This window comes from Bacillus sp. V5-8f, assembly GCF_002863565.1.
Classification (GTDB): domain Bacteria; phylum Bacillota; class Bacilli; order Bacillales; family DSM-1321; genus Peribacillus.
Map to the genome: position 1 here is coordinate 77,847 of NZ_PGUW01000006.1, position 20,569 is coordinate 98,415.

General features: G+C 41.4%; 24 protein-coding genes and 1 pseudogene. 12 read left to right on the forward strand and 13 right to left on the reverse strand.

Annotated features, from left to right (window positions below):
- Window positions 1-12: 12 nt before the first annotated feature.
- Window positions 13-489, reverse strand: coding sequence for a divergent PAP2 family protein (locus CUU64_RS10395; protein ID WP_101633558.1), 477 nt, complete (start codon window positions 487-489; stop codon window positions 13-15).
- A gap of 259 nt (window positions 490-748) precedes the next feature.
- Here CUU64_RS10395 and CUU64_RS10400 point away from each other — a divergent pair, with 259 nt between their 5' ends.
- Window positions 749-2,257: a leucyl aminopeptidase gene (locus CUU64_RS10400; RefSeq protein WP_101633559.1), complete on the forward strand. Its 1,509-nt coding sequence runs from the start codon at window positions 749-751 to the stop codon at window positions 2,255-2,257.
- A gap of 168 nt (window positions 2,258-2,425) precedes the next feature.
- Window positions 2,426-2,824, forward strand: a complete 399-nt coding sequence (locus tag CUU64_RS10405) for a hotdog fold thioesterase (RefSeq protein ID WP_101633560.1) — start codon at window positions 2,426-2,428, stop codon at window positions 2,822-2,824.
- Between the two features lie 66 nt (window positions 2,825-2,890).
- Here CUU64_RS10405 and mnhG read toward each other — a convergent pair whose 3' ends face one another.
- The 7 genes from mnhG to CUU64_RS10440 are packed head-to-tail and all read right to left on the reverse strand — an operon-like array spanning window position 2,891 to window position 8,639.
- On the reverse strand, window positions 2,891-3,256 hold the full coding sequence (mnhG, locus tag CUU64_RS10410) for a monovalent cation/H(+) antiporter subunit G (RefSeq protein WP_101633561.1): 366 nt from the start codon (window positions 3,254-3,256) through the stop codon (window positions 2,891-2,893).
- Window positions 3,240-3,524 (reverse strand): Na(+)/H(+) antiporter subunit F1, encoded by a 285-nt coding sequence (locus tag CUU64_RS10415; RefSeq protein ID WP_101633562.1) that lies wholly within the window; start codon window positions 3,522-3,524, stop codon window positions 3,240-3,242. The genes mnhG and CUU64_RS10415 overlap by 17 nt, the downstream gene beginning before the upstream one ends.
- Entirely contained in the window at window positions 3,524-4,000 is a 477-nt protein-coding gene (locus tag CUU64_RS10420; protein WP_101633563.1) for a Na+/H+ antiporter subunit E, read from the reverse strand. Before CUU64_RS10420 ends, CUU64_RS10415 begins: the two co-directional genes overlap by 1 nt.
- Before the next feature lie 6 nt (window positions 4,001-4,006).
- The gene (locus CUU64_RS10425; RefSeq protein ID WP_101633564.1) at window positions 4,007-5,488 is read right to left on the reverse strand and encodes a Na+/H+ antiporter subunit D; all 1,482 of its coding nucleotides are present in this window, start codon (window positions 5,486-5,488) and stop codon (window positions 4,007-4,009) included.
- Entirely contained in the window at window positions 5,481-5,822 is a 342-nt protein-coding gene (locus CUU64_RS10430; protein ID WP_101633565.1) for a Na(+)/H(+) antiporter subunit C, read from the reverse strand. The genes CUU64_RS10425 and CUU64_RS10430 overlap by 8 nt, the downstream gene beginning before the upstream one ends.
- On the reverse strand, window positions 5,822-6,244 hold the full coding sequence (locus tag CUU64_RS10435; protein WP_101633566.1) for a Na(+)/H(+) antiporter subunit B: 423 nt from the start codon (window positions 6,242-6,244) through the stop codon (window positions 5,822-5,824). The genes CUU64_RS10430 and CUU64_RS10435 overlap by 1 nt, the downstream gene beginning before the upstream one ends.
- Complete coding sequence (locus CUU64_RS10440) at window positions 6,231-8,639, reverse strand: Na+/H+ antiporter subunit A (protein WP_101633567.1); 2,409 nt, start codon at window positions 8,637-8,639, stop codon at window positions 6,231-6,233. The genes CUU64_RS10435 and CUU64_RS10440 overlap by 14 nt, the downstream gene beginning before the upstream one ends.
- Window positions 8,640-8,939: 300 nt before the next feature.
- On the opposite strand from CUU64_RS10440, the gene CUU64_RS10445 reads away from it, so the two are divergent.
- The 4 genes from CUU64_RS10445 to CUU64_RS10460 all read left to right on the forward strand — a co-directional run bounded on the left by CUU64_RS10445 (window position 8,940) and on the right by CUU64_RS10460 (window position 11,133).
- The gene (locus CUU64_RS10445; RefSeq protein ID WP_101633568.1) at window positions 8,940-9,182 is read left to right on the forward strand and encodes a hypothetical protein; all 243 of its coding nucleotides are present in this window, start codon (window positions 8,940-8,942) and stop codon (window positions 9,180-9,182) included.
- 114 nt (window positions 9,183-9,296) lie between these two features.
- Complete coding sequence (locus tag CUU64_RS10450; RefSeq protein ID WP_101633569.1) at window positions 9,297-9,854, forward strand: DUF5366 family protein; 558 nt, start codon at window positions 9,297-9,299, stop codon at window positions 9,852-9,854.
- 126 nt (window positions 9,855-9,980) lie between these two features.
- Window positions 9,981-10,631: a DUF421 domain-containing protein gene (locus CUU64_RS10455; RefSeq protein ID WP_257985481.1), complete on the forward strand. Its 651-nt coding sequence runs from the start codon at window positions 9,981-9,983 to the stop codon at window positions 10,629-10,631.
- A gap of 163 nt (window positions 10,632-10,794) precedes the next feature.
- A complete protein-coding gene (locus CUU64_RS10460; protein ID WP_101633570.1) occupies window positions 10,795-11,133 on the forward strand; it encodes a hypothetical protein in 339 nt (112 codons plus the stop codon).
- A gap of 53 nt (window positions 11,134-11,186) precedes the next feature.
- Here the strand turns inward: CUU64_RS10460 and CUU64_RS10465 are convergent, their stop codons facing one another.
- On the reverse strand, window positions 11,187-13,040 hold the full coding sequence (locus CUU64_RS10465; RefSeq protein ID WP_101633571.1) for a transglycosylase domain-containing protein: 1,854 nt from the start codon (window positions 13,038-13,040) through the stop codon (window positions 11,187-11,189).
- Window positions 13,041-13,326: 286 nt separating this feature from the next.
- Here CUU64_RS10465 and kapD point away from each other — a divergent pair, with 286 nt between their 5' ends.
- Window positions 13,327-13,950 (forward strand): 3'-5' exonuclease KapD, encoded by a 624-nt coding sequence (gene kapD, locus CUU64_RS10470; protein ID WP_101633572.1) that lies wholly within the window; start codon window positions 13,327-13,329, stop codon window positions 13,948-13,950.
- A gap of 43 nt (window positions 13,951-13,993) precedes the next feature.
- Here the strand turns inward: kapD and kapB are convergent, their stop codons facing one another.
- The gene (kapB, locus tag CUU64_RS10475) at window positions 13,994-14,380 is read right to left on the reverse strand and encodes a kinase-associated lipoprotein KapB (protein ID WP_101633573.1); all 387 of its coding nucleotides are present in this window, start codon (window positions 14,378-14,380) and stop codon (window positions 13,994-13,996) included.
- A gap of 224 nt (window positions 14,381-14,604) precedes the next feature.
- Here kapB and CUU64_RS10480 point away from each other — a divergent pair, with 224 nt between their 5' ends.
- Window positions 14,605-15,195, forward strand: coding sequence for a peptidylprolyl isomerase (locus tag CUU64_RS10480; RefSeq protein ID WP_101633574.1), 591 nt, complete (start codon window positions 14,605-14,607; stop codon window positions 15,193-15,195).
- A gap of 362 nt (window positions 15,196-15,557) precedes the next feature.
- The gene (locus tag CUU64_RS10485; protein ID WP_101633575.1) at window positions 15,558-15,788 is read left to right on the forward strand and encodes a hypothetical protein; all 231 of its coding nucleotides are present in this window, start codon (window positions 15,558-15,560) and stop codon (window positions 15,786-15,788) included.
- 33 nt (window positions 15,789-15,821) lie between these two features.
- On the opposite strand, the pseudogene CUU64_RS10490 reads toward CUU64_RS10485, so the two are convergent.
- Window positions 15,822-16,099, reverse strand: a pseudogene (locus CUU64_RS10490) (DUF817 family protein); the annotation flags it as partial.
- 137 nt (window positions 16,100-16,236) lie between these two features.
- On the opposite strand from CUU64_RS10490, the gene CUU64_RS10495 reads away from it, so the two are divergent.
- On the forward strand, window positions 16,237-16,851 hold the full coding sequence (locus tag CUU64_RS10495; protein ID WP_101633576.1) for a PH domain-containing protein: 615 nt from the start codon (window positions 16,237-16,239) through the stop codon (window positions 16,849-16,851).
- A 159-nt stretch (window positions 16,852-17,010) separates the two neighbouring features.
- Window positions 17,011-17,760 (forward strand): TraR/DksA C4-type zinc finger protein, encoded by a 750-nt coding sequence (locus CUU64_RS10500; RefSeq protein WP_101633577.1) that lies wholly within the window; start codon window positions 17,011-17,013, stop codon window positions 17,758-17,760.
- 42 nt (window positions 17,761-17,802) lie between these two features.
- Here the strand turns inward: CUU64_RS10500 and CUU64_RS10505 are convergent, their stop codons facing one another.
- Window positions 17,803-18,972: a MalY/PatB family protein gene (locus CUU64_RS10505; RefSeq protein ID WP_101633578.1), complete on the reverse strand. Its 1,170-nt coding sequence runs from the start codon at window positions 18,970-18,972 to the stop codon at window positions 17,803-17,805.
- A 90-nt stretch (window positions 18,973-19,062) separates the two neighbouring features.
- Here CUU64_RS10505 and CUU64_RS10510 point away from each other — a divergent pair, with 90 nt between their 5' ends.
- Window positions 19,063-19,323: a DUF1871 family protein gene (locus CUU64_RS10510; protein WP_101633579.1), complete on the forward strand. Its 261-nt coding sequence runs from the start codon at window positions 19,063-19,065 to the stop codon at window positions 19,321-19,323.
- 203 nt (window positions 19,324-19,526) lie between these two features.
- Here the strand turns inward: CUU64_RS10510 and CUU64_RS10515 are convergent, their stop codons facing one another.
- A complete protein-coding gene (locus tag CUU64_RS10515; RefSeq protein ID WP_101633580.1) occupies window positions 19,527-20,423 on the reverse strand; it encodes an alpha/beta fold hydrolase in 897 nt (298 codons plus the stop codon).
- Between the last annotated feature and the right edge of the window lie 146 nt (window positions 20,424-20,569).

The following is a 20,569-nucleotide window of genomic DNA, read 5'->3' on the forward strand; positions in this document are numbered from 1 at the left end:
CAATCACCGACCTTAAAAAATATAAAAATAAAGAAAGAGTGCAACGAATATTCCTGTCAAACCCCCAAAGAATACTTCTATGGGTTTATGCCCAAGGAGTTCTTTCAATTTCCTTTGCTTTTGTGCTTCTTCTTTATTCTGCCATTTCTTTGCTTCAGCGACAAATATATTGAAGTCTGCTACAAGCTTATTTAAAACGGCAGCTTGTTCCCCGGCCTGTCTACGTACTCCTGAGGCATCAAACATTGTAATCACCGCAAAAATAGTGGCTACTGAAAAAACAGGTGAGTCCATGCCAGACTCTAGACCAACGCCGGTCGCTAGGGCAGTAACAGCCGCTGAATGAGAGCTTGGCATCCCCCCCGTTGAAGTTATAAGTGACCAATCCAGTTTTTTTAGGGCAATATATTGAATGGGCACTTTAATGAACTGAGCAAAAAATATTGAAATAAGTGAAGCAACTAAAGGGAAATTAAAAAGCAATTCCATAAACCAACCTTCTTTCTCCAGTTTTCTCGTGTTCCATAATGAAAGGATCTATGTTTTTTTATGTTTTCCGCAAGTTTAAATGCTTACCCTTTTAAATAGAAAATACAGGATCCCTCCATATACTGTCTATAAACGAAACAGAAGCAAGTTAAACGTATAATCCTTTTACCATGCAAGTGTATTCACAAAAGGAGTTACAAATTCGAAATATATGAATGGCTCCGCTATAATGATTACATGAAAAATAGGGAGGTCGCACATGTTTACTGTTCAGAATGAAATCAACTTGGAATGGAAAGAGGAATGCCTGTTTCTAGGAGTTTTTGACAAACCAATAAAGTTAACAGGTACAGCCAAGGACGCCGACCAAAAGTTAGAAGGCCAGCTGACGGAATTGGCAAAGGAAGGCGAAATTTCTGCGAAAAAGAAGGCTATAACAAAAATCCATACATTAGGGCGGCTGGGAATTAAGCGATTAATTTTTGTTGGTTTGGGAAAGGAAAAAGAACTCACTTTTGAGACTCTTAGAGAAGCGTTTGGAAAAGCGTTTAAATCCTTGAAGAATGCGAAATTCACAAGCTTGTCCGTTGCTCTTGATACATTTACGGCTGAAAACGTGGACGCCTACGATGCAGCCCATGCTCTCAGTGAAGCATTCGCCCTGGCCACGTACGAATTCGCAGGGTATAAACAAAAATCCAACGAGACCGAAAAGAAAATTGAGCAAATTAACGTTTATACTGAGGCAGAGACCGGGGAAATTTCAGCTTGTCTAACGGTAGGCCATGTTTTCGGAAGGGCAACCAATTCAGCGAGAGACCTTGTGAATACCCCCGGAAACCTTCTTACAGCTACGGACCTTGCCGAGTACGCAGTCCAGCTCGCCGACCGTTACAGCTTTGAAGCGGAGATTCTTGAAAAAGAAGATATGTTAAAGCTAGGCATGGGGGCAATGCTGGCAGTCAACCAAGGCTCGACCGAAGCGCCAAAAATGATTGTTTTGAAATATCAGGGCAGGGAAGAATGGAAAAATGTTATCGGCCTTGTCGGAAAAGGGATCACCTTTGATACAGGCGGTTATTCACTTAAAACCAAAACGGGCATTGTCGGCATGAAAACGGACATGGCCGGGGCAGCAGCCGTTCTGGGGGCAATGGAGATTATCGGTGAATTGAGACCGGAACAAAATGTAGTGGCTGTCATTCCTTCGACCGATAACATGATTAGTGGAAATGCTTTTAAACCAGATGATGTGATTACAGCGATGAGCGGAAAAACGATTGAAGTATTAAATACGGATGCAGAAGGGCGACTGGTGCTGGCTGACGCCGTTACTTACGCTCAACATCACGGTGCTGACTATTTAGTAGATGTTGCAACTCTGACAGGTGGAGTTATTACGGCATTAGGCAACGATATGACAGGTGCCATGTCCAATAATGAGGAATGGTTCGAACATGTCCTTGAAGCTTCTTTTGAAGCGGGTGAACCAATTTGGCGGCTGCCCATAACGGAGAAAGACAAAGAACGGGTACGCGGAAGCAAAATTGCCGATCTAAATAATTCACCAGGGAGCGCAGGGCATGCCATCATGGGAGGAGCCTTCATTGGAGAATTCGCAGAGAATACTCCATGGGTCCATCTGGATATTGCCGGAACAGGGGCAACGAGCAGCTCATCCGACCTAGGGACCGCCGGAGCAACAGGGGTCATGACAAGGACACTTGCACTCTTGGTCGAAAGATTTGAAGGACAAAATTCAGAATAAGGCATTTAACGAAAAGCTAGAGTATTAGAGGATGTGTTGATGAGACTTCTCTCATTGATACCTTCCTCTTTTTTTCATGAATGCATAGAAAATCTATAAAAAAAGAAGGATTTTCCTGAAAGAGTGCAGAACATTGTAAAAATAGAACGAAAAATGAGGAGAATCACTATGAATCTTGAAAAAACATTAATGAATTCCCTGGGAATCGAAATTAAAGAATTGGGAGAAGGTAAGGTAATTGCAACGATGCCGGTAGATGAAAGAACCTGGCAGCCCTTTGGATTGCTGCATGGCGGCGCTTCCGTAGCGCTCGCAGAAACAGTCGCCAGTATCGGGGGATTTGAACTGGTAAATAAAGAGAGCCAGGCGGTTGTAGGCCTTGAAATTAACGCAAACCATATCCGTGGAAAGAGAACTGGCTATGTAACAGCTGAAGGCAATATTCTACATAGGGGAAAAACTACTATGGTTTGGGACATCAAGATACGCGATGAAGAGGACAATTTGATATGTGTCTCACGCTGCACGTTGGCAGTGATTTCAACAAAAAAAGATGCAAACGCTTAGGCGAATGCATCTTTTTTGCAGAGAGGGAGTTAGAAAAGCCTTCAAGATATAAATAGGCTTAGAGTATTAATCCGTGCGCTTAGAATCAATGACCTTGCGGGCTTGCTTCAAGTCATCAAGCACGCTTTTATCCCATAATTTAACACCAGTATTATAAGCAGCTCTGCTAATAATATGACCGGCTACAGGAGCGGTTATAAATATAAAAACAACGCCAAGCAAGATTCTGGAATTAAAATGCCCATGCTCTAGGAAAAAATAAATGAATGTACCGATAAGGATTGACATAATCCCCAAAGTCGAGCTTTTTGAGGCAGCATGATTTCTGGTATATACATCAGGAAGCCTTACGATGCCGAATGCGGATACAAGTGATAAGAATGCGCCCAACAATATTAATATGCCGGCTATCAGCTTAAAGATCTCGGTCATTTTCAATAACCTCCCCTTTTTCTATAAACTTGGAAAATGCAATCGTACCAAGAAATGAAAGAATGCCGAGCAAGAGAATAGCTTCTAGGAAGGCACTTGTATCAAGGATCATCGATACAAGTGCGATAATCGCGATCAGGTTTATGCCGATTGCATCTAAGGCTACAACTCTGTCAGGAACAGAGGGACCCTTTATCACACGATAAATCAATCCAAGCATGGAAATGCATACACACACTAAAGAAATTTGAAGAACGAGTGTAAACATTATCTGCTCACCTCCATTATCGCTTTTTCAAATGTCCCTTTAATATCCTGTACCGCCTGGCCAACATCAGATATATCCATCGCATGGATGTAGAGAATTTTATTATCCGGCGAAATATCAACGACAAGTGTCCCCGGAGTCAATGTAATTAAATTGGCCAAGATCGTTATTTCCCAGTCCTTTGTAAGCTCTGTTTCCAAAGCGAAAATACCAGGCCTCATATCGAGATTGGGCTTAAGGACAACTTTTAATACTGATATGTTGGAGAGCACTAGCTCTCTTAGAAAGATATACAGCAAAGAAAATACAGCAATAATACGCAGCATATAGAAACGGCTGCTAAAAAACCTCCTGAAACCAAACACGATTAGTAAACCAAAGAAATATCCTACCAAAAATGAGCTTCCGTTATATTCATTTCTTAAAAACATCCACACGAACGCAAGGAATACATTCAGAAGTATTTGAAAGGCCATCATTTATCACTCCTTTAACACCGCATTAATATATATCGCTGGATCGATTAGCGGTTCTGTTGCCTGGGAGATGTATGGATAAACAGCCTCAGTTCCCAATCCAAGCGCAATGGAAATAATCACAAGGAATGCAGCAGGGATCGCAAGCCTGGAAACTGGAATAGCTTCAGCATCTTTGTATGCGCGAGCCTTACCCCAGAAACCGTGGATGAATATCTTCATAACGGAGTACAGCATCAGCAAACTAGAAATCAGAATTACAGAAAACCCAATATACGCCTTTCCTTCAACAGCACCCTCAAGCAGTAGAAGTTTCCCGGCAAAACCTGAAAAAGGCGGAATTCCTGCGAGTGAAATTGCTGCTATGAAGAAGGACCAGCCAACATAAGGAAATGCCTGGATTAACCCGCCCATCTTTCGTAAATCATTTGTTCCGGTAACCATCGCCATGATTCCAACTAAGAAGAACAGGGCCGCCTTTATAATCATGTCGTGTATCGTATAATAAATCGCCCCTGATATCCCTTGTTCATTCATCAATGAAATCCCGAAAGTAATCATTCCAACTGCAATGACAATGTTATAGATAATGATTTTTTTAACATCCGAATAGCCAACTGCACCGATTGTGCCAACTATAATCGTCAAAATAGCCAAAATTTCCAGCAGTTCATGTGTATACTGTTGATCGTGGTAAAAAAATAGGCTAAATGTACGCAGGATCGAATACACGCCAACCTTGGTCAAAAGGGCTCCAAATAAAGCCATGATCGGGATCGGAGGTGCGTAGTAGGATCCAGGAAGCCAGTAAAATAAAGGGAAAATCGCGCCCTTCAGCCCAAATACGATTAAAAACAATACAGCGATAACGGTAATGATGCCTGGCTGTTCCACTTCTGCAATTCTTTTACTTATGTGAGCCATATTCAATGTTCCTACGACTGAATAAAGATAAGCCACGGCAATAACAAATAGAGCTGATGAAATGACATTTACCAGTATGTATTTTAGAGATTCCCTCAGCTGGGTTTTGGTTCCGCCCAAAACCAACAAAACGTAAGAAGACATGAGCATTACTTCAAAGAAGACAAACAGGTTAAAAATATCACCGGTTAAAAATGCGCCATTTACCCCAACGAGCAGAAATTGCACGAAGGAATAGTAAAAATACCTTTCCCTCCCAGTCCCGATTGAATAAAAGGAGTATATTAATACGGCAAAACCAATGATGTTTGTTGTCAAAACGAGCAGACTGGCAAGCATATCCGCCACAATGGAAATACCAAAAGGCGCTTCCCAGCTGCCTACCTGAAGGGCCAGGATTCCTTGATCATGAACCTTTCCTATAAGCAGGCAGGAGATCACAATCCCTAGTGCAGATGAAACCAGGGAAATAAATCGTTGTATCTTGATATGGTTAGAAAAGAAAATTAAGATGATGCCCGTCAAGAGTGGAAGAAGAACAGGCAAAAAAACAAAGTTATTCATCAGATTCCTTACCCCTCAATTTGTCCATATTGTCCGTCCCGAGTTCTTGGTATGTCCTGTAGGCTACAACAAGAAACAGAGATGTGACCCCAAAACTGATTACGATCGCTGTTAAGATAAGCGCTTGTGGCAAGGGATCAACATAGGACTGTGCGTTTTCGCCCAATAGCGGAACAGCCCCCCTTTTTAAACCGCCCATTGTAAGAATTAGCAAATGCGCACCATGGCTTAAAAGTCCGGTACCAATAATGATTCGTAAAATGCTTTTCGAGAGCATTAAATACGTTGCACTCATAAATAAAATTCCTATGACAACAGCCATTAATATTTCCATTATTCACTCTCTCCTATCGTTTGAATAATGGTCATCGTAATGCCAACAACCACAAGGTATACCCCTAAATCAAAAAGAACGGCGGTATGTAAGGCGGTATGCCCTAATAGCGGCAGATCAAAGTATTTATAAGCATGAGTCATCAGCGGGGCACCAAAAAACAAAGCACCGGACACGGTTACTGAAGAAATCAGCAGGCCGGCGGCAGTAACCAGCTTATAATCAACAGGAAGGATATTCGACACTGTTTTTAAATCGTATGCCAAAAGCAGCAATACAATCGCCCCCGCTGCTAGAAGGCCGCCAACAAATCCACCGCCAGGGGAATAATGCCCGCCGAAAAAGATATAAATGGAAAAGAGGATAATGACCAGTGAGGCCACTTTAGCGACCGTTTGAAGTATAATATCATTTGTTTTCATCCTTTAAGGCCCCCTTTGCCAGTCGTAACTTAATCAATGCAAAGATGCCCAAAGCTGCAATTCCTAAAACGGTGATTTCAAACATCGTATCAAGGCCCCGGAAGTCCACAAGAATTACATTTACTATATTCTTTCCTCCCGCTTCCTTATAGGCGTTTTCAACATAATAGGATGAAATCGTTTCAAAAAACTTGTTGCTGTGTGCGGAAAGTGCGATCAATGTAACAATTACGCCAACACCAATTGAGATTAATGCGTTATTAAGCCTGAATACTAACCGTTCCTCTTTTCTGCTTGAAAGCTTTGGTAGATGGTAAAAGCATAGTAAAAACAGGGCAACGGAAATTGTTTCGATCACGAGCTGTGTAAGTGCAAGATCAGGGGCCCGGAACAAAACAAAGAAGAGTGATACCATATAACCGACAGCACCAAGGATAATGATCGAGGTCAGTCTGGATTTTGCAAACAGGATGACGATAGCGCCAATGGAAATGATCACGGCAATAATAACTTCATAAAGCCTCACCGGAGCCGTATTCGACAAATCCAGCGCAAATGCATCCTTCCACCATAGTGTGAATCCCAAAGAAACGATGAAAAATAGAAAAATATAAACAAGATATGTCCGGATATAACCGGTCATAAACAACTTCACAAGACCAATCGAGCCTCTTTCCAAACCAAAAAGAAGGGCATCATACATCCTGTTTAAGGACAGTTTTCCAGGAACGACATGATATACATGTTTCCATCTATCCCATGTAAGATACAAAAGGCAACCCAGGAGGATTACACCTATCGTCATAAAAAGCTCGATTGTAAGGCCATGCCAGTGGGCGATATGGACCTGGAATTCCGTCTGTGATAATCCTGTCTGGATAGCAGCTACGGCAGGTTCGATTATCGCAGGAGCCAAAATGTTCGGGAAGATACCCAAAATAATGACCAGCGAAGCAAGGATAATGGGGGGAATAAGCATGCCTAGCGGTGCTTCGTGCGGTTTTTTCTCTAGTTGTTCAGGCTTATATTTTCCCCTAAATGGTTTAAAGGCGATAATCATGCTATAAACAAATGTAAAGATACTTCCCAACCAGGCTACTACAGGAAATACAACGCCCCATGTTTCTAAACTGAAAAAATCCATTTTGGAAATACGGACCATGCTTGTAAAAAACATTTCCTTGCTTAGGAAACCGTTAAAAGGAGGCAGTCCAGCCATTGAGAAAGCGCCAATCGTCGTGATGGTAAATGTGATAGGCATAAAGTTCATCAAACCGCCGAGCCTGCGGATATCCCGTGTCCCCGTTTCATGATCGATGATCCCTGCAGCCATAAAGAGACTTCCCTTAAAAGTAGCGTGATTAATAAGATGGAATACGGCTGCAACCGTTGCCGCTAAATAAATGTTTTCCCCCAGGGTGTTGTAATGGAGTGCGGCAGCTCCCGCCCCTAGCATTGCCATGATCATCCCCAGCTGGCTTATCGTGGAATAGGCAAGTATGGCCTTTAAGTCTGTTTGTTTTACTGCTGAGTAAGAACCCCAAATTAAGGTCACGATCCCGGTACTGGCAGTGAGCCAAAACCATAATGATGATTCAGCGAAAACGGGGCTTAATCTCGCGACAAGATAAATACCGGCTTTAACCATTGTGGCTGAATGAAGATATGCGCTGACCGGAGTGGGTGCTTCCATTGCGTCCGGCAGCCATATGTGAAAAGGGAATTGGGCTGATTTCGAAAAGGCGCCAAGCAAGACAAGTAATAAAGACGCAATAAACAACGGATCTTCAACCAAGTTTTGTCCGATTAGTTCCCGGATACTGTATGTGTCTCCTATAAAGGATAAAAGAACAAAACCGCCAAGCATACTAAGACCGCCAAGAACGGTGATTAGCAGTGACTTTTGAGCACCATACCGGGACCTTTCCCGATGGTACCAGTACCCAATGAGGAGGAAAGAAGATAAGCTTGTAAACTCCCAAAACATATATAGCAAGATCAAGTTATCCGACAATACTAAACCTAGCATGGATCCCATGAACAAGAGCAGATATACATAGAAGGTATGTAGTTTTTCTTTACCCTTATTCAAATAATACACTGAATACAGCATTACCAGTGCCCCGATTCCTGTAATCAGAAGAGCAAACAAGAGGCTGAGTCCATCCAGATACACATCGAAATTAATGCCTAAAGAAGGAATCCAAGCAAGGCTTTCGGATACATACACTCCGCCCCTGACCAAAGGCAAATATCCAAGGAAATAAATAAACAGAACCACTGGCAAGACAAAAACAAACCAGCCTGTGTGAATTCTGGGCAGTTGCTTGTACAATGGCGGTATAAAAATTGCCATTATAAAGGGCGACAGAATGGCCCAATGGAGTAAAGACATACGATCATCCTCTCTAAACTGGATACAGGAGATAAACTTTAAAATATCCCTTATGTTATGTAAATATAATGCTTACTATTTATCTGGTTAAAGTTTTAACCCAACTCTTGCTAGGGAAGAAATCAGCTTGTAATCGATTATAGACTAATTATAATGACCGTGCATTATATGGGCATGCCGTTACAAGAACAATCGGGCCCTGCTATTAAATAGGTAGAAACCTAGAGAAAATAAGAGAAAAAATTTTTTTTGAATGTGTTTTCACTTTTTCCCCAATAATAAATTTTGGAGGGTGAAAACATGTTATACCGTAAAGCGATCATTTCGTTCTCAATATTTTTGACTTTATTTCTGGGAGCCTGGTTTCTCCAGCAACAGATGAAACGAGATCACATAAAATTTAGCATCTACGAACCTTTCCCTAATTCACTAAATGACGATCCATTTCTTTATGAGGTCCAAGCTGAGACTCTGCCAAAGGAATGGAGGTTCGGGGCAAGGGAATATATCAAAGTATATACACCTTCTCTAAACTTGGACTGAAGAAATTCAGTCCTGTTTTATTTTCTCCTGTGAGAATACCTGCAAAACCCCATTGTCGAACAACTCATCATTCTGCATAATGGAAGAGAACTTCAACATAGATGGGGATTTTATATGAAAAACACTTACCTTCTTGGCTATTTTCCGCTAATTTCAATCATTCTTTTTAGTCTTTCCTTTGCCATGTATGGGGAAATGCAAGCCTTGACACTGCTTACGAATATGGGACTACTCGATGGAATGCTGGAGTTCTTTTCAGAAACGGGTATTAAGCTTTCGTTATTGATTGTGTTGTTTTTGGTTTGCTTTATGGTGTTTGCTGCCCTGAAATTAATTTCTGATACGGTTATCGAACTGGCCCTATTATTTTTCTCAAAGGATTCTGAAGGGAACGATTTAAAAAACATCCGCTTGGGGGCGAGTATATATTTTGTCGGCGGGGCTGTCTCATTGCTCAGTGTAAACTCGCTGATTGGCATAGGTGCCATTTTCTTAGGCACAACGGTCATTTCCTTTGTTTATCTTGTGTATAAAATCAGCCCTAGCCTGACAACAGCAGGGCTTATTGGATTCATCTTCTTTCATACCTTTGTTTGGTCTACCTGGATTTTAGTGATAGCCTATTGTTCCATTAAGCTTTATAACAGCATCATTGCAAGCTTGCCCTTGTAATATGGAAAACAACCCACCCGTGGGTTCTTTTTTTGCTAGTAGGGTAATTTTCTCCATGAGGTTCTATCCGCTTAAAATCGGGAAAAGAAAAGCATCTAAGAATAAAAACGCAGGAGGAAGTGGGCCGTGATTTATTTATCTATGGTTTTAAAGCTTGTGATCGGGCTGGCAGCCCTAGTTTTTGTTACCCGGCTGCTAGGAAAAAAGCATATGTCTCAAGTAACCCCTTTTGATTTTGTTTATGCTCTGATTTTGGGTGGGACCGTGGAAGAAACAATCTATCATCAGGACCACACGATTCCCCAAATGCTATTTTCCATTTCAGTGTGGGGCATCTTGATCTATTCGGTTGAAAGAATCACGATGAAATATGATAAATTAAGAGCCCCGTTAAAAGGAAGCAGCCAGGTACTTATAAAAGGGGGAAAGGTGAATATCAAGGAACTGGAAAGAGCAAATCTGGAGCTGGAACAGTTAAGTGGAATGCTCCGTCAGAAAGGGATTTTTTCATTAAAGGAAGTAAATTATGTATTTTTGGAAACCAGCGGGGAAATCAGTGTGCTTAGATACCAAGATGAGGATATAGTGGAGGAGCCCTCTATTTTGCTAGTCAATGAAGGCAGAGTGCACGAAAATAATCTGCAAGAAGTTGGCAAGGATAAAGATTGGCTGATGCAAGCCATTAACAAGGACGGTATTAAGCTTAAGGATATTTATTATGCCGAGTATTCAGAACCGAAGGGCTTTTATATAAAAACTTACGATCATTGCCTATGACTTGTAGGCGGAAATCTTTTGTAGATTTCTGCTGTTATCTCTTTTTAATCTATTTTCGTCGATATGTAACTCTATGGAAAAGGAAATGAAACGTTTTTCCGATAGAATGGTAAGAAAAGCCTTTCTTGCATGGATGATGAAGATGGAAAAGGAGAAATGAAATATGGAGGAACACGTCAGGAAGTCGCTAGGCGAATGGAGAGAAGAAATTTGTGATTTATTAACGGAAATCGATAAAGAATACGAATCAGTCAAACGCGAGCTTCAGGTGTATTCCTATAAATTTTCGATTACGAAACAAGTGGTGCAGTCAACGGTGAATGATGAAATTATCCGCAGCATCCGGGAGCTGTACCATAAACCTTTTGAACAAAAATTTAATCAGCTGAAGGAAGAGATCAGGGATCTGGAAGAAAAGAAAAAGGTATTTCAGATGTTTGTTGATAAAATCGATAAGGTCAAGGGACAAGAAGAAACAAAGCCATATGCCTCTGTTCAATGATGGAGGGCTGTGATAGAAATCGGGAGTTTGCATGAAATCAAACTCCTGATTTTTTATTTTATATTTTGATTTATTTCTTTCCAGATCACCTGGTTGGGATATGCATGTTGAATAGATTCAAGGCTTGAAGGATGATCCTTGCCAACCCAAACTCCTGTTGTATATTGATCAGTCAACCCGACAAACCACATATCCTTTACATCATTGGTTGTCCCTGTCTTGCCGCCGATATAGCCAGCAGGAAAATATGCTCGCTTAGCCGTTCCATTCACGGTTACCTCATGGAGGAGCTGGCGCATTTTAGCCACGGTATCGGGCCTCCATACCTTTTTTGGTTTGTCATTCCATTTATATAGTAATTTCCCTTCTCTGCTGGTTACCTTTTGAATAGCATGGGCAGGGAGGTACGTCCCTTCATGAAAGCTGGTAAATGCATCTGTTAATTCAAGGGGGCTGACTCCTACTTGAAATCCTCCAACAGCGGATGGAAGTCGGTGGTCTTCTTCAGTTACCTTAACAAAATTGAAAGAATCCAAATAACCGAAGCTCTTTTTAATGCCAGTCTTTTCTAGAAGGCGAATGGCCGGGGTATTATATGAATTGGCAAAGGCCTTCTTGATTGTAACCATACCATAAATGCCCCCGCCATAATTTTTCGGGCAGTAGCCATTCCGGCAGTAGCTTTGACCGCTTACCCTTTCAAGGATGCTGGCATTTTTTTCCTGGATATAAGGAGCATAGACCAAAAGCGGCTTAATAGCCGACCCAGGCTGCCGGTATGCTTGATAGGCCCGGTTGAAAGAATTTTTTTTATAATTCGTTCCCCCAATCAACGAGACAAGCTCGTGCGTATTATGCTGTATAACCACTGCTGAACCCTCTACCTGGGTGCCGGAAAGGGTTGTTTTGACAGCCCGTTTAGCTTGTTGCTGTATCTGTGTATCAAGGGCGGTATGTATCGTAACCCCTGATTCCAGCACCTTTGCTACCTTTTTATCAAGTTCTTTTGCAGCTTGGCTCCGTGTAGCAGGGTCTTGCAACTTTTTTGTTAATCCTTCAGCATTTGCAATAAGATCTTTCAATTCACTTTGCACATAATCGGTATAATCGGGAAATAGGTCAGCCTGTCTGCTTTCATGTAATGTAATCGGTTCCCGGATCATTTTTTCGTATTCTTTGGCACTTAACTTGTTTGCCTGGACCATTTGCAACAGGATCCGTTCCTGCCGTTTCTTGGCAGAATGGAAGTGCTTCAACGGGTTATACAGCTCCGGATTATTCGGGATTGCCGCAAGATAGGCAAGCTGTGCTTTTGAAAGTTCCTGAGTCCGCTTATTAAAATAGAAACGCGAAGCTGCTTCAATACCGTAGTTTCTATTGTGATAATAGATTGCATTTATATAAAGCTCTAATATTTGTTGTTTCGACAGGGTCCTTTCTAGCTGAAAGGAATACAAAAGCTCCGTTAGTTTTCTATTATAGCTTTTTTCATGGGTTAGAAATACATTACGCGCCAGCTGCTGAGTGATCGTACTGCCGCCCTGTTCAATGGAACCGCTTCGGGAGTTTGCAATCATTGCCCTGCTTATGGCTGCTGCATCAACCCCTGAATGCCGGTAGAACTGCTTGTCTTCAATGGCCACAAAGAGATCTTTTAAGAATGGGGGGATTTCTTTGTCGGGAAGATAGATCCTTTTTTCAGGGCCGGAAATTTCAGAAACGACCGTGCCATCCGCTGCTTTAATAAAACTTGTTTGAGGCAGTTCTATCTTGTTGGAAGGTAATTTCTCGTCAAGCACCTTATGAAAAGCGTGGACATTGTTCCATTCTTGATAACAAAAAAGGAATAAGACCATTAGCACAGGGACCAGCATGATGGTAAAAAGAAAACCAAGAATCGTGCGCATAGGCCAACTTCCTATCTAATATATATTCTTATAGTGGGCAGATTGCCCGAGGTCGATGTTATCCATTTCCCTCACCATGATAATCCAAAGGTTTTCAGGAAGAAAGAGTTTTTGGAAAAAACTACTGACACAGACTGATAGGAAATTGACGGAAAAATGTAAAAAAGGTAAAAATAGTTTGACAGTTTCTGCTATAATGTTTGAATAAAGCTTGGTTCCGAACCGTTTGGAAAAATTTAATGGGGTATGCCTGTAAAATAAATAACATGAAAAGGAGGGTAACAAAATGGAGGCTGGAAAGCAATATTTGTTTATTGATTTTGAATTTACCATGCCGGAAGGAAAATTAAAGCCTGAGGGATTTTATCCGGAAATCATTGAAGTGGGATTTGCGGCGGTAATGGGCGATCAAATCATTGATCAGTATTCATCGTTTGTCGCTCCCGTTAAGTTTAAGAAGCTTTCCGAACGCTGTAAGAATTTCTTATCTATTTCACAGGAACAGGTCGATAACGGAATGTCATTTGAAGACCTTGTCGCTTTATTGAAGAAATACGACCAACAGTATCCTACCACTACAGTAACTTGGGGAAATATGGATATGAAGGTGCTCCGCCAAAATTGCCAAAAGGCAGGGATTGCGTTTCCATTCAGGGGAAGCCAGGTCGATTTATCCATGGAATATAAGCGCTTTTTTGGCGATCAGAACCAAACTGGACTATGGAAAGCAGTCCAGGCATATGGCAAGGAAGGAACCGGAAAGCATCACCGGGCACTCGATGATGCACTTACCACCTTTAATATCTTCAAATTGGTGGAAAAAGACAAAAGCTATATGAAAAGCCATGAACCTACTACGATTGGAGACCGAATCGATTTGTCGAAAGTTTTTGATAACCTCGCATTATAAAAGCCAAATCATTGAAAATTGATTTGGCTTTTTGTGTGAGTTTTTATTTGAAATAATCAGCTTCTAGTGCCTCCAGCATCTCCAGGCTCATCTTGTTCCATTCCTTATCCTCTTCAGCAAGCTTACGTTTCATTGTGTTCACTGCTTCCTGTAGAGAAGCTTGGTATTCAGGGATTTCATCCTCATAATGCTTGACCATATTCTTCGGCACGTTTGCCTGTTCCCTGAAAGCTAGAGCGCGGCGTTGATGGAACATGGTTACATCCGTCTGTTTAGGATTATGCAGATCGCCCTGCATCGGATGCTTGGCTACAGCGAGGACCCTGACCAGATATGCATTCGGGCGAATATCCGTCAACTCTCCGATATATTTTCCCGTCTTATAAATGGCCGTTACTTTATCCCCTACTTGAAAATTGTCTTCTGCCATACTATCACCAGCCTTTCAAATAATCTTCCTGTTTATATGATACATAATTGCCTGATTTTTTTACAATGTAAAGGATTATCCTGGCGCATATGCTTACATTTCTAAAAAGATGATTTTTTGGAAATAATCGTGTAAAGTGGACAGATGAAGACAGATAGAACGAAAACACCTGTCCTAAAGGAAGGAAATTGAATTATAACAGGACAAGAAAGAAGGTTATCAACATGTCGAATTATCCCCAATTAACGGCTGATGTCTCTGAAAATGAACAGGCAGTAGTAATGGAAACGAACCAGGGAGATATCAAAATAAAATTATTCCCTGAGATTGCCCCTAAAACAGTTGAGAATTTTGTAACACATGCTAAAAACGGCTATTATGAGGGAGTTATTTTTCATCGAGTCATTAAGGATTTCATGATTCAGGGTGGAGATCCGCAGGGAACAGGAATGGGCGGAGAAAGCATATGGGGAGCACCGTTCGAAGATGAATTTTCAATGCATGCGTTCAACCTTCGCGGAGCATTATCCATGGCGAACGCGGGTCCGGGCACAAATGGAAGCCAATTCTTTATTGTGCAGTCTAAGCATGTGGACAACAGACTGGGAGACCAAATGAAGCAAGCCGGATACCCGGACGAAATCATAACAGCTTATATCGAGAAGGGTGGCACACCTTGGCTTGACCATAAGCACACCGTGTTTGGCCAGGTCATTGAAGGAATGGATGTCGTGGATAAAATTGCTGAATCAGAAACCAGCTACGGAGATAAACCGGTGGAAGATATTGTGATAAATTCAATAAAGGTACTTTAATGAGGGACGGAAGCTTTAGGCTTCCGTTTCTTTTATGTTTTAAGTCTCCCCGCTGTGCCAACTGGCCGTGGTTTCGAGAATCAATGAACTGGCTAAGAACAATTCCCGTTCTTAATGGTTTATCCGGGACCAAGAATATTTGAACTGACAAAGACTCTGGTAGGCGAATCAGCTTTAGAGGGAACAAATCATCATAGGCTCATGGAACAATTTTTTGAAGATAAGGACAGCCTGTTTCTTCATTTATTTTTCGAGAGCAAGGAGAACGAACCGCAGGAAAATTGAGAGTGTGCTAGAGGAAGGAGTTCATTGTCTGATATAATTACATATAAGGACAGCGTACAGTAGAAAGGATGTAAGAGATGGACTTTCTTTACAATGGTATACTTGGGCTTTTTCTCTATTTTCCGGAAGATAAAAGTGAATATATCCCCGCTGCGATTACCTCCGTTATCTTTTTAATTGCTGCAATATTTACGATGAGATTCATCATAAGATACTCCCGAAAAGAAGCCCTAAAAACGAAGGAACTAGAAGAGGAAGTCACAAGGAGAAACCGGGCTCACCATGATAAAGAAATGAAGAGGCTGTGAATTTTCTTAGGCCTTTTTTGCCCTTTTTTCTGATTATAACGTGTGGCCGGGATCAATATCTTTTCTTGATTCCTGCTTTTTCACATGCTTTAGTATTGCTACCACCAGAAAACTAACAATCACCAGAAGCAACCATGAGCTGATCCTGCTGATGTGTACCAGCTGCCAACCATTCTGCTGGTTCGGGTATTGCCAGGCCCCTAAAAGTGTTGTGATATTTTCCGTAACCATATAAAAAAACCGATCAGGACAAACGAAAGAGAGAGAGGCATTTTGTAAATTTTTTTTTGGATCGTGAATGAGACTTTGGTAAGTTTCCTTTACACTATACCATCTATAATAAAATGGAAAGGCTAGAAAAGATCGCATAAAATGCTACCAAATTTCTATCGGTAAAATTCCATCTAATGGAAAATGTTTATTGGAGTATGAAGGAGAGGGTGGTTAGATGTTTAAAAAAGTAGCTGCTGACATGCTTGGTTTAAGCGATGTAGGAAGCGTTATCAAGCCTGCCGATTATGATAAGGTCGATGCAGATGACTATGTGATGCACGAGGATGGAGAAAAAATTTTCTTTTTGATTAAGTCCAAAACGGATGAGTACTGCTTCACCAACAAGGCATTGATTCATTTAGATGGGACCAGTGCAGTAAGCAAAAAACGAACGTTACGTCGATACAGCTACAGCGAGCACAACATTTCGGAGGTGTCCCTGGAAACGGCAGGTACAGTGGATTTGGACGTGGAAATAAAATATGTTATAGGATCTGTACCGTTTTCCATAGATGTACATAAAAAATTTATTGAGGAGCTAAAGGATCTTTATAAGGCGTTAATAAAAATAGCGGAAATTTGTCATGAAAATGAATATTCGCTTCAATTTGCTCAAAGGAGCCTGGATCTATCTTCCCTTACTTTAAGCCGGGTGACTTCCCCTGAAACACACCTTGTGGATACTTTTAAACAAATTAATGAAGCTGCCTTCAAGTGGCTGATGGAAAGCCGGGAGAAGTATCATATAAAAGACTTTGGATTTGTATTTGAGAAATATATTAATAATTAAAACGACCTTTTTACCTGACGATATCATTATGTTGTTCCTGGCATTGCTTTGGTATTCATTACACCAACCACGGGCATTCGACAGGGAAGAAAATACCTACAATACCCGAGTACAAGATGGAAAATACTATAGGCAATACATGCGAAGGGATTGTAGCATATGCTTTCAGAACAACAGATACAAACATTTAAACAACAATTGCAACAATCCAGTGATGACCTAAAATGTCGATTGCATGAGTCCAGTGATTTAAATTTAAAACAAAGCCTTCTGCGAGACTCATCATTTGAATTATCGGCTTATGACAACCATCCTGGCGATGAGGGAACGGAATTATTTGAAAGGGAAAAGGACCTTGCGCTTCTAGAGCATTACCGAAATGAGATAAGGGAAATCGATAAAGCACTTGCAGCCATACAGCTAGGGGAATATGGAAAATGTAAAATATGCGGGCAAGATATCCCTTTTGAGCGTCTAGAAGTGCTTCCCACCACCCTCTATTGTATTAAACATTCAGAGGCGCAGGAAACATCTCATGACCGGCCAGTTGAAGAAGGGGTTCTTATGCCGCCGTTTGGAAAATTTGAATTGGACCATCAAGACGAAAATGTTGTAACGGACGCCGAAGATATCTGGCAGGATGTAGCCAGCTACGGAACATCCAGTTCGCCTTCTGACTTCATTGTTCCGAAAGACCATCGTAATGATTGGTATGAAGAATCTGAAGAAGGAATCGGCTATGTTGAGGATTATGAAAACTTTGTGGGAGTCGATATTGAAGGTAAGAACATCACCATTTATCCAACTCATAAAAAATACGAGAAAATGCTTGATGAAGAAGGCATCATGACGGTATTTGGGGATTTGCCCGCTTACGAACATGATCCTTATGTAGAAGATGACGAATGAAAAACGCGGAGAAACCCTGACTCTGGTTTCTCCGCATGCTTGTCATTGGAATGATTTCTTCAGCCTTTGTAAGCCATCCATTAGAACAGAACGCGGGCAGCCAATATTCATCCTCACAAATCCCTCGCCGCCTGGCCCGTATTTAGGACCCGGTTCAAGAGCGAGCTTTCCTTTTTGAATCAGCGACTTCCTCAACTCTTCATCTGACATTCCCAGCTTTCGACAATCCAACCAAATCAAATAAGAAGCCTCTGGGTACATACAGGATATGTCGGGTAATTCCCGGCCGATAAATTCAATCGTGATTTCAACATTTTGTTTTATGTACGATAACAACTGGGTGAGCCACTCTCCGCCTTCGCGATAAGCTGCATCCATCGCTGTCATGGCAAAAAGGTTTAATCCATGGAATGCGTTGCGCTCCTGGACAGCTTTTAATTTTGCACGGTATTCCGGATTCTCAGTAATGATAACCGAAGATTGCAAACCGGCAATATTAAACGTTTTGCTTGGTGCTATAAGTGTCACCGTCTGTTTTGCGAACCGTTCGTCAAGCGATGCAATCGGGACGTGATTAAATGGAGGCAAATACAGGTCGGCATGAATTTCATCAGAAATAATGGTTACCCCATATTTGTGGCAAAGCTCCCCTAAATGCGTCAGCTCTTCCTTGGTCCAGATCCGCCCACCTGGATTATGCGGATTGCACAATAAAAATAGTTTAACTCCATTTTTTAACTTGTCTTCGAAATCAGAAAAGTCAATGGTGAATCGATTTTCAGTAAGCGATAATTGGCTGTTAACTACTTCCCGGTCATTTTTTCTGATCATATCGAAAAACGGAGTATAGACCGGAGATTGTAGCATCACTTTATCGCCGGGATTGGTAAGTGCCTGTATTGCTGTTGCCAGCGACGAAACCACTCCCGGGCTAAACATGATCCATTGCTTTTTTACATCCCAATCCTGCCTTTTTTTCATCCAGCCTTTAATGGAATCGTAAATGCCCGAGGGCGGTCCTGTATACCCGAAAACTGGATGCTGGATCCTTTCGGTCAATGCTTTCTGGACCGGTTCAGGGGATGGGAAGTCCATATCTGCCACCCACATTGGCAATAGTTCTTTCTCGCCAAAAACCTCCCCGGTGTAATCCCATTTGACCGCCCCGGTGTTTCTTCTTTCGATCAGTGTTTCAAAAAAATTGCTGTCCACATGATCACCGCCATTTTATTTTTTTAGATAATGATACTATAATAATGATAACATGATTAATGGAATTAACTAATACAGGTGATATACGACATGGATAGACAACAGATGAATTTAGAGCTTGTGCAAGTATTGCAGGAATGGGATCCTTTTGGTTGGGGAAAAGAAGCGTATGAAACCGAAATTGCTGATTGTATAATGGCGGTTAGTGATATCGATGACGTACAACTGCTTGCAAAAAAGGTTCAAGATATTTATGAATTCTCCTTTGAGCAAGAAATCAGCATGAAAGAATGCCTGGCCGTATCCCAAAAATTGCTGTCAATTAAAAACAATGCAAGCTGTTCGTTCTGAAAAAAGATATTGTACCGGAAGGAAACCCTTCTGGCATAATATCTTTTTTTATATCTCACACTTCTCAAATTTGATATCTCCGGACAAAAGGAATTTGGCAATATGACAATATTTTGCGCAACAAAGTGGAAAATCGTTGCCCCAAATTCCATGAACGTCGCGTAAAGGATTAGGATATTCGAAATTAACCTGTATTCTTTGGTTCAATTCTGCAGTTGAAAGGTAGTTTTTCCCGCCGATTTCACGGGAATCAATTTTTGCACGAGAGGATCGTTACTTTCGATAAATTCTTTCACATAGCTATACACCAGTTCCGGTTTTTCTTCAGGAAGAAGGTGGCCTGCTTCGTCCAAAACGATTAATTCTGAGTTTTTTAGGTCTGCATGCAGCCGTCGTCCCACAGATAAGGGCACGACTCGGTCGTGTTTGCCCCACAGTAACAGAAATTTGGTTTCTAGCGAATGTAAATCTTTTTCAGATAAATCACCTTCACGGTCTCGTACCATCCTTGCTAACGCTTTAAAGATATCATCATTCAAAAAAGGGCGGAGATAGCCCTGCCTCATTTCATCATCGATTAGCTGCCTGTTGTACACAACATTTTGCAGATTCGCCTCCACACCTGACTTCTCCAGCCATCGTTTGACAACCCGTGGAAAGTAAGGGATAAAGCTGGCGAATCTTAGCAGGCGACCCGACTTTGGCAGGTAACCCGAGCTGCAAAGCAAAATGGCTTTATCCGAAAGCTCCGGTCGGTTTTTCAGCATATACAGGCAAATTTGCCCTCCCATCGAGTGGCCGACAAGGATGCACTTCTTTATATCAATGGCATCCAGAAAAGCTAAGAGGGTTAGAGAAATATTTTGGTAAGAATAGTGGAACCGTCTTGATTTACCGCTCTGGCCAAAAGGCGGAAAATCAATCGATATGACATTAAAATCTTTGCATAGTAGTGGAATTAAAGTCCGATAGCTGAATGACGATGATAAAAAGCCATGAATCAGGACAATTGTGGCGGCAGTACGTGAATGAAGATGCTGTTCATAATAAATATCATTTCCCCTAATATGTAGAACTTTTGAACCTAAAGCTTTTTTCATCAGTCTTTGCTCCTCGGGAAGGTTTTTTCCTATTTTACCCTTTCTCAATCTGGTCTAATGCTATTATCTTTTAAATAAATTCTTAATTTTTAGTAGGAGTTTACTGAAAATTTGTTATAATTACATATGTTTATTATTGAAGGTTT

What these genes read in the sequence shown, in the direction of transcription:
- CUU64_RS10435 (WP_101633566.1), bottom strand. Translation starts at nt 6,244, where the DNA reads ATGAAAACAAATGATATTATACTTCAAACGGTCGCTAAAGTGGCCTCA.
- kapB (WP_101633573.1), bottom strand. Translation starts at nt 14,380, where the DNA reads ATGGCAGAAGACAATTTTCAAGTAGGGGATAAAGTAACGGCCATTTAT.
- CUU64_RS10395 (WP_101633558.1), bottom strand. Translation starts at nt 489, where the DNA reads ATGGAATTGCTTTTTAATTTCCCTTTAGTTGCTTCACTTATTTCAATA.
- CUU64_RS10495 (WP_101633576.1), top strand. Translation starts at nt 16,237, where the DNA reads ATGTTTAAAAAAGTAGCTGCTGACATGCTTGGTTTAAGCGATGTAGGA.
- mnhG (WP_101633561.1), bottom strand. Translation starts at nt 3,256, where the DNA reads ATGACCGAGATCTTTAAGCTGATAGCCGGCATATTAATATTGTTGGGC.
- CUU64_RS10405 (WP_101633560.1), top strand. Translation starts at nt 2,426, where the DNA reads ATGAATCTTGAAAAAACATTAATGAATTCCCTGGGAATCGAAATTAAA.
- CUU64_RS10465 (WP_101633571.1), bottom strand. Translation starts at nt 13,040, where the DNA reads ATGCGCACGATTCTTGGTTTTCTTTTTACCATCATGCTGGTCCCTGTG.
- CUU64_RS10440 (WP_101633567.1), bottom strand. Translation starts at nt 8,639, where the DNA reads ATGTCTTTACTCCATTGGGCCATTCTGTCGCCCTTTATAATGGCAATT.
- CUU64_RS10400 (WP_101633559.1), top strand. Translation starts at nt 749, where the DNA reads ATGTTTACTGTTCAGAATGAAATCAACTTGGAATGGAAAGAGGAATGC.
- CUU64_RS10510 (WP_101633579.1), top strand. Translation starts at nt 19,063, where the DNA reads ATGGATAGACAACAGATGAATTTAGAGCTTGTGCAAGTATTGCAGGAA.
- CUU64_RS10450 (WP_101633569.1), top strand. Translation starts at nt 9,297, where the DNA reads ATGAAAAACACTTACCTTCTTGGCTATTTTCCGCTAATTTCAATCATT.
- CUU64_RS10425 (WP_101633564.1), bottom strand. Translation starts at nt 5,488, where the DNA reads ATGAATAACTTTGTTTTTTTGCCTGTTCTTCTTCCACTCTTGACGGGC.
- CUU64_RS10500 (WP_101633577.1), top strand. Translation starts at nt 17,011, where the DNA reads ATGCTTTCAGAACAACAGATACAAACATTTAAACAACAATTGCAACAA.
- CUU64_RS10445 (WP_101633568.1), top strand. Translation starts at nt 8,940, where the DNA reads ATGTTATACCGTAAAGCGATCATTTCGTTCTCAATATTTTTGACTTTA.
- kapD (WP_101633572.1), top strand. Translation starts at nt 13,327, where the DNA reads ATGGAGGCTGGAAAGCAATATTTGTTTATTGATTTTGAATTTACCATG.
- CUU64_RS10430 (WP_101633565.1), bottom strand. Translation starts at nt 5,822, where the DNA reads ATGGAAATATTAATGGCTGTTGTCATAGGAATTTTATTTATGAGTGCA.
- CUU64_RS10420 (WP_101633563.1), bottom strand. Translation starts at nt 4,000, where the DNA reads ATGGCCTTTCAAATACTTCTGAATGTATTCCTTGCGTTCGTGTGGATG.
- CUU64_RS10515 (WP_101633580.1), bottom strand. Translation starts at nt 20,423, where the DNA reads ATGAAAAAAGCTTTAGGTTCAAAAGTTCTACATATTAGGGGAAATGAT.
- CUU64_RS10480 (WP_101633574.1), top strand. Translation starts at nt 14,605, where the DNA reads ATGTCGAATTATCCCCAATTAACGGCTGATGTCTCTGAAAATGAACAG.
- CUU64_RS10485 (WP_101633575.1), top strand. Translation starts at nt 15,558, where the DNA reads ATGGACTTTCTTTACAATGGTATACTTGGGCTTTTTCTCTATTTTCCG.
- CUU64_RS10460 (WP_101633570.1), top strand. Translation starts at nt 10,795, where the DNA reads ATGGAGGAACACGTCAGGAAGTCGCTAGGCGAATGGAGAGAAGAAATT.
- CUU64_RS10415 (WP_101633562.1), bottom strand. Translation starts at nt 3,524, where the DNA reads ATGTTTACACTCGTTCTTCAAATTTCTTTAGTGTGTGTATGCATTTCC.